General features: G+C 58.3%; 13 protein-coding genes. 10 read left to right on the forward strand and 3 right to left on the reverse strand.

Annotated features, from left to right (window positions below):
* Window positions 1–52: 52 nt before the first annotated feature.
* Window positions 53–1348 carry a glycoside hydrolase family 3 N-terminal domain-containing protein gene (locus C3B54_RS03855; protein ID WP_158665518.1) on the forward strand — a complete coding sequence of 432 codons (1296 nt, stop codon included), beginning with the start codon at window positions 53–55 and terminating at the stop codon, window positions 1346–1348.
* Here the strand turns inward: C3B54_RS03855 and C3B54_RS03860 are convergent.
* Window positions 1289–2362: an App1 family protein phosphatidate phosphatase gene (locus tag C3B54_RS03860; protein WP_245867998.1), complete on the reverse strand. Its 1074-nt coding sequence runs from the start codon at window positions 2360–2362 to the stop codon at window positions 1289–1291. The two genes, C3B54_RS03855 and C3B54_RS03860, sit on opposite strands and share 60 nt — an antisense overlap.
* Before the next feature lie 249 nt (window positions 2363–2611).
* Between C3B54_RS03860 and C3B54_RS03865 the strand changes: the two genes are divergently transcribed.
* From C3B54_RS03865 to C3B54_RS03885, 5 genes are all read left to right on the forward strand, one after another.
* A complete protein-coding gene (locus C3B54_RS03865; protein WP_158665519.1) occupies window positions 2612–3256 on the forward strand; it encodes a TetR/AcrR family transcriptional regulator in 645 nt (214 codons plus the stop codon).
* Between the two features lie 123 nt (window positions 3257–3379).
* A complete protein-coding gene (locus C3B54_RS03870) occupies window positions 3380–4189 on the forward strand; it encodes an ABC transporter ATP-binding protein (RefSeq protein ID WP_104913327.1) in 810 nt (269 codons plus the stop codon).
* Between the two features lie 9 nt (window positions 4190–4198).
* Entirely contained in the window at window positions 4199–4861 is a 663-nt protein-coding gene (locus C3B54_RS03875; RefSeq protein ID WP_104913328.1) for an ABC transporter permease, read from the forward strand.
* Window positions 4861–5568, forward strand: a complete 708-nt coding sequence (locus C3B54_RS03880) for an ABC transporter permease (protein WP_104913329.1) — start codon at window positions 4861–4863, stop codon at window positions 5566–5568. The genes C3B54_RS03875 and C3B54_RS03880 overlap by 1 nt, the downstream gene beginning before the upstream one ends.
* 70 nt (window positions 5569–5638) lie before the next feature.
* Window positions 5639–6586: an ABC transporter substrate-binding protein gene (locus C3B54_RS03885; RefSeq protein ID WP_104913330.1), complete on the forward strand. Its 948-nt coding sequence runs from the start codon at window positions 5639–5641 to the stop codon at window positions 6584–6586.
* A gap of 141 nt (window positions 6587–6727) precedes the next feature.
* On the opposite strand, the gene C3B54_RS03890 is transcribed toward C3B54_RS03885, so the two are convergent.
* The gene (locus tag C3B54_RS03890) at window positions 6728–7408 is read right to left on the reverse strand and encodes a DedA family protein (RefSeq protein WP_104913331.1); all 681 of its coding nucleotides are present in this window, start codon (window positions 7406–7408) and stop codon (window positions 6728–6730) included.
* Between the two features lie 144 nt (window positions 7409–7552).
* Here C3B54_RS03890 and C3B54_RS03895 point away from each other — a divergent pair, with 144 nt between their 5' ends.
* The 4 genes from C3B54_RS03895 to cydC are packed head-to-tail and all read left to right on the forward strand — an operon-like array spanning window position 7553 to window position 13364.
* Window positions 7553–8956, forward strand: a complete 1404-nt coding sequence (locus C3B54_RS03895; RefSeq protein ID WP_425440311.1) for a cytochrome ubiquinol oxidase subunit I — start codon at window positions 7553–7555, stop codon at window positions 8954–8956.
* Between the two features lie 18 nt (window positions 8957–8974).
* Complete coding sequence (gene cydB, locus C3B54_RS03900; protein ID WP_104913332.1) at window positions 8975–9994, forward strand: cytochrome d ubiquinol oxidase subunit II; 1020 nt, start codon at window positions 8975–8977, stop codon at window positions 9992–9994.
* A gap of 50 nt (window positions 9995–10044) precedes the next feature.
* Window positions 10045–11694, forward strand: a complete 1650-nt coding sequence (gene cydD / locus C3B54_RS03905; RefSeq protein WP_158665520.1) for a thiol reductant ABC exporter subunit CydD — start codon at window positions 10045–10047, stop codon at window positions 11692–11694.
* The gene (cydC, locus tag C3B54_RS03910) at window positions 11694–13364 is read left to right on the forward strand and encodes a thiol reductant ABC exporter subunit CydC (protein ID WP_104913334.1); all 1671 of its coding nucleotides are present in this window, start codon (window positions 11694–11696) and stop codon (window positions 13362–13364) included. The genes cydD and cydC overlap by 1 nt, the downstream gene beginning before the upstream one ends.
* On the opposite strand, the gene C3B54_RS03915 is transcribed toward cydC, so the two are convergent.
* Window positions 13318–14118 carry an aminotransferase class IV gene (locus tag C3B54_RS03915; protein WP_104913335.1) on the reverse strand — a complete coding sequence of 267 codons (801 nt, stop codon included), beginning with the start codon at window positions 14116–14118 and terminating at the stop codon, window positions 13318–13320. The genes cydC and C3B54_RS03915 overlap by 47 nt on opposite strands.
* Window positions 14119–14123 lie beyond the last annotated feature (5 nt).

Here is a 14123-nt window from a genome sequence, read left to right on the forward strand (position 1 = left end):
GCTACCAGCGGGGCTCCCCAAACCCCCGGGGATAGGGCATTAACGTGTGACAGTGCTCCTTTCTTCCCCTGCCTTAAAAGCCACCAGCCCGAAGAAATTCGTTGTGTGTGCCGTGGTCGTTTCTTTTGTTCTCTCGGCCTGCGCCGGAGCCCTTACGAAATCGCCAGAACAAGAACTTGGCCAGATTCCAGGTGCTGCGACAGGTCAAGAAGTATCCGCCGATTCTTTTAGCTTTCCTGATATCGACGGGGTGGCGACTGAGGAACTTGATCCGGTCGAAAGTGGGGATTTGGCGGGGGAGGTGGTCTCCGGGTGGACGCTGGAGGAGAAGGTCGCTTCACTCTTTATCATCCATGTGCCCGGCACAACTGAAGCACCCCACCAACGCGTCATTGACACTCACCCGATCGGTGGTTTTCTCCTACTCGGTGACAATATTTCCGGTGATATCGAGCAAGCTCGACCCTTTATTAGTTCACTAAGGACCATGGCCGATAGTGACCTTCTCATCGCCATTGACCAAGAAGGCGGGGCCGTCCAACGACTCCGGCCGGATGATTTTCCGAGCGCCAGCGAACTGTCAACAGAACCGGTGAACCGCACCACGGAGACGACCCGTGAGCGTAATCGTCTCGTGTTTGATGCGGGGGCGAACGTCAACCTGGGGGTAGTAGCCGACGTGAGTCCCGGTCAGGACGCCTACATTCACTCACGCGCGTTTGGTAGCGAACCCGAAGAAGTCAGCGCTCGAGTGAAGGCGGCCCTCCAAGGTTCTATTGACGGGGTCGCTGTGGCGGTGAAACATTTCCCCGGTCATGGGTTGACCGTAGATGACACTCACAAAACCCTCGGTGTTGCAGAAGAAGATTTTGATCAGTGGAGTGAGCGGCATGCGCCACCCTTCAGGGCGGCTGTGAACGAGCAGGTGCCACTGCTGATGCTGGGGCACCTGGTGATGGAAGAGGTCGATGATCGGCCGGCTTCCCTTTCGGAGCCCTGGATCTCCCTGCTCCGACAACAGTGGGGTTATAGCGGAGTGATCATCACCGACGATTTGTCCATGTTGGAAGCATCCGGTGACTCGCGGTTTGAAGATCCCTCATTAAACGCTGTTGAGGCTTTCGCCTCCGGTGTGGACATGGTCGTTGACAGTGGTGGACTGAGCGCGGAGCAAGCGCTTACCCGACTGACTGCAATGGTTGAGGCGGTAGTAGCTGCCGTCGAGCGGGAAGAGATTTCCGAGAGCCACATCGACCAGGCCGCCCTCAGAGCGTTGAGGTTGCGCGAATCACTCGGGGGAGTGAGCAGGCCATTCGAGGACACCGAGTCTGGCGAACTCGACGGCTAGTCCGGCACCATTTGATGCAGACACCCACGGGGTGACCTCCGGGTTCACTGTCCGATTGGTGTGAGAGCGTCCTCCCGCGAGGAGTGCTTCGGGTGCCAGAAGTTCCCTGATCGCAATGGCTCGGACTTGATCCGGGTGGTTCATGGCGAAATTCGAGTAGAGCTCTTCGTCGTGTTGGCCGTCATCCCCAATGAGAATCCACCGAACGTGGGGAAAATCTTTCGCGAGTCGCTCCAGGTTCTCTTTCTTATGGTCGAGGCCGCTACGAAAAATCCGGTCTGTCGTGGGGCCCCAATCCGTGAGTAAGAGGGAGCCCATCGGGTAGAGGTGTCGCTTCAGAAACCGACTGATAGTGGGTTGAACGTTCCAGGCCCCTGTTGAGAGATAGATCACGGGGCAACCCGGGTATTGACGGACGGTGCGCTCCAGAAGGACTGCCATGCCGGGCACTGGGCGTCTGGCGTGTTCATCTCTCACAAAAGAGTTCCAGGCGGCAAGAAAAGGGCGGGGGAGGGCCGTGACCATGATGGTGTCATCTACGTCGCAAATCACCCCAATGTTTTGGTCATCGGCGATGATGAACACTCGGGCACGAACAGGTAGGCCATCGCCGACTCGCATCCACACGTCATGCCAGCCGGGTGAGAGCGACACGTCCAAGGTGTGATCAATTACTCCACCGCGATCAGCTTGGACAGTCAGGGTGTGTCCGTCAGCTGTCAGGGTGACTTCGGCAAAGGGCACCGGTGCAGAAGTGAACGAACGCCAGCCACGAATTTTTTTGGGACCCTGGGCATCAGGCTCTGGTTTGGCTGCGAGCACCACTCGAGCGAGTACCCGTATCCAGGATGTGCTGCCATATCCGCGAAAGGGGATTACTTGGGGGACAAGGCCTCGCTTTAAGCCAGAGCGGACGCGCCTTTGCTGGAACCAGTCTTCGATGCGAGCGGCTCGATGGATGGGGTCCACCGGTCTTGCCTTATGGTCGGTCGATCGGTCTTCCGGTCTGGCCACCCTCCCCACTGTAGTTGGGAAAGTAGTTTTCGGGAATGGGCCCACAAAATACAATCTGTTTCGATATTCGGCTTCTGTGTTTGTTAGGGTGGAGGGTACTTCTGAAGAGAGCTCCGTCGTCGTTGGTGAGTCCCGCTAGGTAACACCTAGTTGGGCTCCCAGAGTTCTTTTAGAAAAAACCAGCTGGCACACAGCTACCTAATCGCTCGAGACGCCGAGCATGCGTCCACAAGACGGGAATCATTGAGGGTGAACACGAAAAAGTCGGAAGACAACATCATTGCGGGCTACGGCCCGGTACGTGTTGCCCCTGTGCAGTTGCGCAGCACCAAAAGGGTGTCCAACATTTTGGACGCTGCGGCAGCCTACGTGTCCCAAAACGGCTACGAAACCCTCACCACGGCGGCAATCGCCGAAACCAGTGGTGCATCAATTGGCACCATCTACCGCTACTTTCCCGACCGTTTGGCGATGCTCCAAACCTTGGCCGGGAGAAATCAACAGCGCGCTCTTGACGCACTGCGAGACGCAATTCGCGCTGCAAAGCCCAGCACGCTGACTGAGGGTCTCGATGTTGTCTTCGATTGCATGGAGGGACTGTTTCGACAGGAACCCGGCTACCGCTCGATTAGAGCCGGTGACCCCATTGATATCCGGCCGGTTAGTGAAGCCCGAATGGGAAATCAGGAGCTGTCCCAGCTCATGATTGAGGAATTTTCGACCACCATGGGAATGTCGTTTGACTCCAAAGGACGCCTCGCCTTGGAAACCGGGTTCGAAGCCCTCGATGCGCTTCTCGTTCGAGCTTTTTTGCGGGTAGAGCGCGGAGACAAAGCGATCCTCGCCGAGGCGAGAAGGATTTTCCACCTCATTGTCGCTGACGCGGTGCGCTAAGCGGACATCACAAGTTCCTGAGAGACTCCCAGAAAAGGGGCACTCTCCCGCCAGCTTTGCTGGCGTCCCTGGTTGACTGGGGGCCCAGTCCTCGGTCCTCACAACACGCGGAGAGTTTCGCCAATGATTGAGTATCGACGCGTGCACAAAACATTTCCGGGAGGAAATGTTGCCGTTCGGGATTTCTCCCTGACGATTCCTAGTGGATCACTCACCGTGTTGGTCGGCTCTAGTGGGTGTGGGAAGACGACACTGCTTCGAATGGTCAACCGCATGGTCGAACCCGATTCCGGTAGCGTCCTCATCGACGACGAGGATGTGCGCCAGCGCGATCCGGTAACCCTGCGCCGCTCCGTGGGCTACGTCATGCAAAGTGGTGGTCTCCTTCCCCACAAGAGCGTGATCGACAACATTCAAACGGTCTCTCGCTTGGTGGGCACACCCAAAGCGCAATCCCGCGAACGCGCGGAGGAACTCATGGAGTTGGTGGGGCTCGACCCTTCGTTAGCCACGCGATACCCCCAACAGCTCTCTGGCGGCCAGCAGCAACGGGTGGGCGTTGCGCGAGCTCTCGCGGTCGACCCCAACATTTTGTTGATGGACGAGCCATTTGGTGCCGTCGACCCCGTGGTGCGAAGAGATCTTCAACGGGAATTACTCGACCTCCAAGCCAGGCTGTCGAAAACCGTGGTGTTTGTCACTCACGACATTGATGAAGCGTTTCTTGTCGCCGACCAGATGGTCATCCTTCGAGAGGGTGCCGAAGTCGCCCAACAAGGAACCCCGGAAGACATCCTCAGTAGCCCCGCAGACGACTTTGTGGCCTCCTTCATTGGGCACACAACCGCCGCGCGTCGACTGGAGCGCAGCGGCACCCACCCAGATGTCGTGGTCGACACCGAGGGGCGCATTCAAGGGCGCCTTGACCGTTAGGGACGCACAGTGAACTGGGTGTGGGATAACACTGACGCGATTGTGCGTCTCACAGTCGAGCACATTTGGCTCTCCGCAATCCCCATCGTCCTAGGGGGCCTTTTGTCGCTGCCCATCGGCTGGCTGGCCCATCGATTTACTCGCCTGCGTGGGCTGATTCTCTCCGTGGTCGGAATTTTGTACACAATCCCTTCTCTTGCGCTGTTTGTGCTGATCCCACCCCTTTTCGGGTTGCCCTTTCTCTCACCGTTGAACGTGCTCATTGCGTTGGTTGTCTACGCGGTGGCGATTATGTCGAGAAACGCAGCCGACGCGTTTTCGAGTATCGACCCGGCAGCCCTCCGTGCTGCGACCGCTGTCGGGTATGGGCCCTGGCAGCGTTTTTTCCAGGTTGAACTTCCCCTCGCCGGGCCCGTGCTTGTCGCCGGGTTGCGCGTTGTGGCGGTCAGTACTGTGTCTTTGGTCACGGTGGGAGTGCTGGTGGGCGTTCAAAGCCTCGGCTATTTCTTTACTGATGGTTTTCAGAGGCGAATTGAAGCGGAAATTCTCACCGGAATTGTGATGACTGTGTTCGTGGCTGCCCTGTTTGATGCCGCACTCGTCCTGGCCGGGCGCTTAGGCATGCCCTGGGCACGGCTCGCCATGGCCCGAGCCGGCCAGGCGGTGAGCTAATGGATATCTTCCAACAAGCCATTCTGTGGCTGGGTGACCCAGAAAACTGGGTCGGTTCGGGCTCGATACCCAATCGCACCCTCGAACACCTCTCCTACACCGCGGTTGCGGTGGCGATTGCCGCGGCGATTGCCGTTCCGCTGGGTTACTACATCGGTCACACCGGTCGTGGACGGGTACTCGCTGTAGGGACTGCGGGGGCTGCCCGGGCGCTACCCACTTTCGGTCTGATGCTCTACCTGGTGTTGGTCTTTGGGGTGTCCGAGCGAGCCACCGCCGCGACCGTCTCACTGGTCCTGCTGGCCATCCCACCTCTCCTCGCCGGTGCGTATGCGGGTGTTGACCAAATTAATCGGTCCACCATCGATGCGGCGAAAGCCCAAGGGATGACCGACTGGCAGATTCTCACAAGAGTCGAAATACCCCTGTCGCTCCCGCTTCTCATCGGCGGACTACGTGGAGCAACACTTCAGGTGGTGGCCACCGTCACGCTCATTGCGTATGTGGGTCTTGGCGGACTTGGCTACGAAATTATCCAAGGCATTCCCCTTCGACGCCTCGATCAAATGGTGGGAGCAGCGTTGCTCATCATCGTCCTCGCGCTCGTCATCGACGGGCTCCTTGCACTCCTCACCCGACTCGCCACCCCGCAAGGGGTGACTACAGGTCGAGGTGTTGATGTCCGGGCACGCCAGAAAACGCGGTGACCGGTCAGGCAGGCTTCGGCCTGCCACCCTTGTGACACAGTGAAAAACAGGAAGAGAGATACAGAACACAATGACACTACGACGTAAAACACTCCTGATGGGTGGCCTGGTGGCAACCGCCGGTCTCCTGGTGGGCTGTGCCGCTGGTGCCCCGGAAGAGGAACCAGTAGACACTGGTGCCGAAACTGAGTCCCAGGACGAAAGCATGGCCGACGACACGATGGACCAAATGGAACTGGGCACCATCGTGGTGGGCTCACAGGCCTACTACTCCAACGAAATTGTGGCCGAGGTGTACTCCCAAGCGTTGGAAGCTGCCGGATATACCGTGGAGCGCAACTATCAAATCGGCCAGCGCGAGGCGTACCTCCCCGCGCTTGAAGCAGGCGAAGTGCAGCTGTTCCCCGAGTACACCGGCAACCTGTTGCAGTACTACTCGGCTGACGCAACGGCAACCCAAGCCGACGAGGTGTACACCGCGTTGCAGGGAGCCCTACCCCCAGGCCTGGTGGCGCTGTCGATGTCTCCGGCAACCGACCAAGATTCCTACAACGTCACCGCCGAATTTGCTGAAGCGAACGGTCTTGTGGAAATCGGTGACCTTGCGGGAATTAGCCCACTCGTTCTCGGTGGTGCTCCTGAGCTTGAAGAGCGCCCCTACGGTCCCAGCGGCCTGCTGGAAACCTACGGCGTTGAGGTCGAGTTCAGTGCCACCGGTGAAGTGACACTGGAGGCGTTGCTCTCGGGCGAAGTTCAGGTCGCAAATATTTACACCGGAAACCCGGCCATCGCACGCGACAACCTGGTGACCTTGGCCGACCCAGAGGGGTTATTCCTTTCGTCAAACGTGGTTCCCATCGCGGCGAGGGATGTGGCTGAGGGCATTGCGCCAGTGATCAACCCGATCAGTGAAGCAATGACCGCTGGTGATTTAGTGGCCATGAACCTTCAGGCAACCGCAGAGGAGATGTCCTCAGCAGACATCGCTTCGGAGTGGTTAGCTGCCAACGGCTTCTAAGCGCTATAGAGACTGTGGGGACCTGGGAAACCAGGTCCCCACAGTCATTTCCGCAGCCATCGGAAGTGTTCTCGTCGGAAAAATCCCGGCCCTGGCTTTGGTGATGACGTAGCGTTCGCCTGCGAAAAGGCCGTCTGTGACTTAGTTCTGGGACTCTACGGAACTCTCGGGCGTCTCCGCAGTATCTTCCCTGGTGGACCGGTCAGTGAAGCGCATCAGGAAATGTTTCACGACCCAGAGAAGAGCCGAGAACACCACAAAAATTCCAATGAAGACCCAGCCTGCCCAATCGAACTGGTCTTTTAATTCCCGGTAGGTTCCCGCAGCCCCCGCTCCGACCGACACATAAATAAAGGCCCACAGGGTGCAGGCTGGCGCTGTCCACGCCATGAAACGCCGGTAACGCATTGTCGACATCCCGGCAACCATGGGTACGACGGAGTGAAACACGGGAAGGAAGCGGGAAATAAAAACCGCAATCCCGCCTCGACGGTCGACAAAGCGATCCGCTTTCGCGAGGCGTTCGGGTCCCAGCCTGTGCCCCAGCTTTCCCTCACGCAGTTTGGGCCCGAAGTAGCGCCCAATGGCGAAACCAATCGACTCGCCCACCAGAGCACCCACGATGATCACCACGGCGAGTGACAGGTATTCCAAAACGCCTTCGACTCCAGTCGAGGCCACCAGAACAACGGTGTCCCCGGGCACAATGAGGCCGACGAGGACACTGGTTTCCAACATGATTGCCACGCCAGCAAGAACTGTCCGAAGCACCGGATCCATGTCCTGGATAAAGCTCAGGAAGCTATCGATGGCTTCATTCATTGGCCACGATTCTACTGTTGTCAGTAATGAACAAAACCTTGGCCTTTTTGCGATTCAAATCTGTATGGCAGGTAATTATCAGCTTTTTCGCAGAAAGGTAAACTAAGGGCAACAGTTGATTTCGAGAAAGAGATTCGAATGTTGATGGAGTGGCTTGATCCCCTCGTGTTGGCCCGGTGGCAGTTTGGTTTAACCACCCTGTACCACTTCCTGTTTGTGCCCCTCACTATTGGGATGGCGCTACTGGTGGCAATCATGCAGTCTGCGTGGTTTGTCACCGGCAAACTCAAATGGCTGCACCTCACACGCCTATTCGGACGGATCTTCCTGATCAACTTTGCGATGGGTGTAGTCACCGGAATCGTTCAGGAATTCCAATTCGGAATGAACTGGTCGGACTATTCCAAGTTTGTCGGTGACGTCTTCGGGGCCCCACTCGCTATGGAAGGGCTCCTGGCATTCTTCCTCGAGGCAACGTTTATTGGCCTATGGATTTTTGGTTGGGACAAACTCTCGCCGCGACTGCACCTGCTGAGTATCTGGATGACCTGGTTCTCGACCATCCTCTCGGCGTATTTCATCCTGGCCGCGAACGCGTTCATGCAAAACCCGGTGGGATTCCGCATTAATGAGGAAGCGGGGCGAGCGGAACTTGCCGACATTGGCGCGGTGTTAACCAACCCCGTGGTCTTAGCCTCGTTCCCGCACACACTGTTCGCCTCGGTGATGTTTGCGGCAGTAGTTGTTGTGGCGGTAGCCGCATGGCACCTCTCCAGAGGCCAGCACTACGAAGAAATGCGCACCGCGTTGAAATTTGGTGGCTGGACCAACATTGTCGCCTTCGCGGGAGTCGCAGCCAGTGGTGACGCATTGAGCCTGATCATGGTTCAAACACAGCCAATGAAAATGGCTGCCGCGGAAGCCCTCTACGAAACCACATCGGCTGCGAGCTTTTCGATCTTCTCGCTGGGAACGCCGGACGGCACGGAAGAAACTTTCTCGATACGTATTCCCTACCTGCTGTCCATACTTTCCACCCACGACCCCATGGGCACCGTGGAAGGAATTAATGACCTGCAGGCACAGTACGAGTTGGCGTACGGTCCAGGCGACTACCTGCCCATTATCTGGCTGGCCTACTGGAGCTTCCGCTGGATGATTGGCCTTGGCGCCCTTGCTGCGTTGATTTCGGCGGTGGGACTGTGGATGACCCGTAAGGGTCGCGAACCCAAGCCGTGGGCATGGAAAGTCGCGATCTGGGCTGCTCCACTGCCACTGCTCGCGAGTCTCGTGGGGTGGTTGTTCACCGAAATGGCTCGCCAACCGTGGATTGTGTTCGGTTTGATGCTCACCGAAGACGGAGTGTCACCCACGGTCACAGGCCTCGAGGTACTGATCTCTTTGGTGGCGTTCACTCTGGTCTACGGCATCCTCGCCGTCGTCGAATTCAAACTGATTGTGAAAGCGGCGCAAGAGGGTCCACACAGTTGGGACCACACAGTGGACCCCAAAGATATCGACTCCGCAAAACTGGCAACGGTTTATTAGGAATAAAGAAGGCACATCATGGATCTCGCATATGTCTGGTTTCTCATCGTCGGATTCCTCTTCGTGGGCTACTTTGTCCTCGACGGGTTCGACTTCGGGGTCGGAATGTCGCTGCCATTTATTGGCAAAGACAACACCGACCGCCGAGTACTCATCAACACCATTGGGCCGGTCTGGGACTTAAACGAAACCTGGCTAATCGTTGCCGGGGCGGCCTTGTTCGCCGCATTCCCCATTTGGTACGGAACCCTCTTCAGCGGTTTCTATCTCGCACTACTGGTCATCTTGTTGGCGCTGATTGTCAGGGGAGTCTCCTTCGAATATCGCCATCAAGGTAAAGGCGAACAGTGGACGAACTGGTTCGACTGGATGATCGTTGTGGGCTCCGCCCTGCCCGCACTGCTCTGGGGTGTCGCTTTTGCCAACATCATCCAGGGAGTACCCATCGATGAGACCGGCAACTACGCCGGAACCTTCTTCACCTTGCTCAATCCCTACGGACTGCTGGGCGGGCTGACCACCTTGATGCTGTTTTTCACGCACGGGGTCATCTTCGTCACACTCAAAACAGACGGGGAGCTGAAGGCGCGAGCAAAAGCCTTGGTCACCCGATCCACGGGGATTACTGTCGCCGTTGCCGCCAGCTTTCTACTGTGGACCGCGTGGCAACACCGCGACATCGATCACCTCCCGGTATTGCTGGGTCTTTCGGCAGCCGCGGCGGTGTTCCTCATTGCGGCGTGGGTGTTGAACATGGTGGGACGCGAAGGCTGGGCCTTCACCACAATGGCACTCACGATTGTTTTCGCGGTCGGAGCGATTCTCGCCGCGTTGTATCCCAATGTGATGCCCTCGAGCATCGACCCGGCCTACTCGCTCACAATCGAAAACGCGTCAAGCACGGAATACACTCTCACCGTAATGACCTGGATTGCGCTGTTCTCATTGCCCTTGGTAATGGCCTATCAAGGTTGGACCTATTGGGTGTTTAGAAAACGTGTCACCCGGGATTCCATTCCTGTGGGAGCGAGTCACTGAAGCCATTCGATAAACGTCTACTTCACTACGCGAGGGCGGCCACCCCACTGGTGGTCGCCCTCGCTGTGGTCGCCCTCATCCACACACTCTCCATTGCGGCTTTTTCCCTGAGCATTGCGCTCGTCATTGCCGGCGTGATCGATGGCGCGCCCTGGTCGGACATTCGCATATTGGTCATCTTTTTCTTGATCGCCGTATTGGTCCGCGCAGCCACCCTGGTGGCATTAGACGCCATTTCTGACCGGGGTGGATCGCGCGTGAAATCACAACTTCGGGCCCGAGCGCTGATGGCATTGCGCGAACTTGGCCCCTCCTACATGGAGCGCCGAGCCAGTAGTGACATCACCAACCTGTTGGCACGAGGCATTGATGTACTTGATATGTATTTCGGGCGCTACCTGCCGCAACTGATCCTCACCGCCATCCAGACACCCCTGCTCCTGATCATCCTCTGGACAACCGATTTGCCGACCGGAATCGCGATCACCCTTGCCCTGCCGGTGATTCCCATTTTCATGGTGCTCATTGGGTGGGCCACTCAAGCAGTCCAAAAGCGGCAATGGGAAGGTATGCAGCTACTCTCCCGCGGCTTTATGGACCTCCTGGAGGGCCTGTCGACCCTGAAAATTTTTGGTCGCCAATGGCGCCAAGTGGCCAAAATTCGCGACATGACGAGCCGCTTTCGACAGCGAACAATGGCGGTCTTGAGGGTTAGTTTCCTGTCGTCCTTTGTGCTCGAATTGGCGGCCAGTTTCTCGGTCGCCATCGTTGCCGTCTCGGTAGGAATCCGATTGGTCGATGGCGGAATCCCGCTCTGGCTGGGTCTGTTCGTTCTCATCCTCGTGCCGGAAGTGTATTTGCCCCTGCGGGCAGTGGGAGCACAGTTTCATAACGCCGCTGAAGGCGTTGCGGCCGCCGAAGACCTTTTTGAGATTTTCGAAGCGACCCCGGAATCACTCCCGCCTCAGCAATTGGCGACCCCTCCGGCTAGGACCGCACCCGCCTTGGACTCGCGAACTGCTGCACCGCCCCCTGGTGGCATACACCAGCCCATCAAGACCTTGGAGTTGGTTGATTTTCAGGCCACCCGCGGGGGACGGGCCGTCCATGAACCTCTCACCGTCACCATGCGGGCAGGTCAGGTGACCCTCCTTGAGGGGCCAAGTGGCGCAGGCAAAACCAGCATCGTTCAGGCACTGCTCGGCTTCGCACCCGCACACGGACAGGTGATGCGTAATGGCACTGTGGTTGAACTCCCCACATTGCGCGAGGACATTGCCTGGGCGCCCCAGCAACCGTCTTTGCTTGCCGGGAGTGTCGCCAGCAATATCACCCTCGGTTCACCTGCGCCCAATCGGACATTACTCAGTGACGTTCTTGAACGGGTCGGACTCGAGCGAATCGACCCTGAGATGAGCTTGGGTGTGAATGGCTCGGGCCTTTCAGGAGGTCAAGCACAGCGCGTCGCGCTGGCGCGAGCCCTGTATCGGCAGGCTGAGCGTTCGGCTTCGTTGGTGTTACTCGACGAGGTCACCAGCGCTGTGGATTCCGACACTGAAGAGGTCGTGTGGGACGCTATCGCCGGATTGGCTAAGGCGGGAGTGTTGTGCCTGGTCGTCAGCCATCGCCTTCGTGCCGGCCAGCGCGCAGACCACACAGTATCGATTGTGCCGACAGGGTTGACTGAGGTGAATCGCTGATGCCTCGGACTGTCGCATCAAGGGCTCTCCCACGACGTGTGGCCATGGTTCAAGCCGTCGCCCTGGGGAGCCTCGCCCAAGGAGCACAGGTCGCGCTCTTAGCGACATCGGCCTGGTTGATCACCCGGGCCGCTGAGCAACCACCCATTTTGTATCTCACGCTAGCCATCGTCGCCGTGCGGGCTTTCGCGCTCTCGCGCGCGGTCTTTCGCTACCTGGAGCGACTCCACGCCCACCACCACGCGTTCGTCGCACTGGAAGAATTGCGGGTGTGGTTGTATCGCCGGTTGGTCCCTCTCGCACCGGCCGGTCTGTGGCGTCGGGGGCGCGGTGATGTCCTCACCACCTTGGGGGCCGATGTCGACACACTCCAGGATTACCCTTTGCGGGTCATCCAACCTGTCGCGTCAGCGGTCACCGTGGTGGTACTCAGCGTGGGCGCCCTCGCTGTCGTGGATTACCGAGCCAGCGCGCTGTTGGCTGCGATGTTGATCTTGGCCGGCGTGTTGTCCATCTGGTGGCAACGACTGGTGTCGGCCAGGGCAGACCGCGATGTCGCACCAGCTCGTGCCGAGTTGGCCGACTGGCTGATGGATACGATTCAGCGTCGCGCCGTGCTCGTCGCCTTTGATGCGGATGAGCACTACTACCGCCGGGCCCGTGAACTCGATGACTCCCTTCGAAGGGTTGAGCGGAGAGCTGCCTGGGGGCAGAGTCTCATCGGCGGAGCCTTTATTGTGTTCGCCGGCTTGGCCGTGGTCGGTGTCGTCCTCATTGTGTCACCACGGGTGGCAGAGGGGGGACTTTCCGGACCGCTGTTTGCTCTTCTGGTCTTGACCCCGCTGGCGCTCTTCGAAGTGTTTCAGGCAATCCCACAGGCGGTGTCTGCGTGGCGGCGTGTATCTAGCTCGGCCGAGCGCATTGCCCAGCTGGCCCCCGAAGATCATCCTGCGGGCATCCCCGTGGAGAGCGAAGATGATGCCGAGGATGGGCCGAATCTGGCGGTCGAGAGCCTCCGATGGGACAATTTTGCCGCTCATTGGCCCACGCAAATGAGCTCACCTTTTGCTCCCGTCACCCTGCAGGCCAGAGCGGGGGAGCGGGTACTCATCGAAGGCCCAAGCGGGGTCGGTAAATCCACCCTCGCCAGTGCAATGGTCGGATTTATCGACTACACCGGGCACTGCCAGATTGACGGTGTCGAACTTTCGTCGATGTCTTTGGCCGAGCGTCGACGCCATATCGTGCTCATTGAACAGCGGCCGCACCTGTTTGATACGTCAATTCGACACAACCTGTCCTTTGCCGCACCGGACGCTGACGACGAGGAGCTTTGGGACGTTCTGGAGCGTGTGGGCTTGCTCGAATGGGTGAAACACAGAGGAGGACTTGACAGTCTGGTCGGCGAATCGGGTGCCCTGGTGTCGGGTGGTCAAGCCCAACGGATCGCGTTGGCCAGAGCGTTTTTGGCCAAAGCCCCGATTATTGTCCTTGATGAGCCCACCGCCAACGTTGACCGGGCGATGGCTGATGCACTGATGGATGACCTTCTAACCAGTGTGGGCCACGGGCCCCAGCGCATCGCCCTTATCATCTCGCACGTACCTGTCCGAGATGAGCTGATCAGCCGGCGATACCTGCTTCGCGATTCCACGGCAGAGCTCGATTGAGCCATTCATTCTGGTAGTCGTCTCGCAGACCGGAGGGTGCCAACAGGTTCGGTCCGCTATGCCACGAGACCGCGTGTCGGATTCCGTGGAGGGCTGAGACGATCCACACTTCTAAACCTTCCAGGTCGTCGGGTCGAAAACGCTGTGCGAGGACAGTGACACCGTGAGATTGTGCAATGTCGGCCACGAGTGATTCGGTGACGCTCGGTATTCGTGGTTCCTCGGGGCCCATCGAATAGAGGGTTCTTTTGTCTGGCGACCAGGCCATGACTGTGCTGTACGCGCCTTCGCAGACGTAACCATTTCGCACAATAATCGCCTCATCGGCGCCACTCTCTGACGCCTCCTCGCGCACGGCGAGTAGCGCCTCAAGGTCGGGCCCTTTTGTCGTGGGGTGTTTTCTGGGATCTAGCCGCGCTGTAGCCAACACTGCACGATCGGTCACTGTGGGCCGTGGGCGCAACTGGTAGCGAAAAACCCACTGGGAGCCGGTGTCAATGAGGTCAATTCGAGGAAACCACGAACCCGTCTGAGGTAAGTGTTGGAGCACAGCCTGGGCAAATTGGCGCGATGATTCGTGCAGACGCCTGTGGGGTTCAACGCCTGTGAAGAACCGTTCAAGGTGGTTGGGTAGTGCGACGACCCTGCCATTTTCTACACGCCACGAGTCCGCCACCACAACCGATTCGGCGACAACTGACTCTGTGGGAACAAGCTCGGCGCCTGACCAAAGGAACGTGTGGTGCCGAGACATAGGCT

Origin of the sequence: Pontimonas salivibrio (genome assembly GCF_002950575.1) — a bacterium.
GTDB classification, from domain to species: Bacteria; Actinomycetota; Actinomycetes; order Actinomycetales; family Microbacteriaceae; genus Pontimonas; species Pontimonas salivibrio.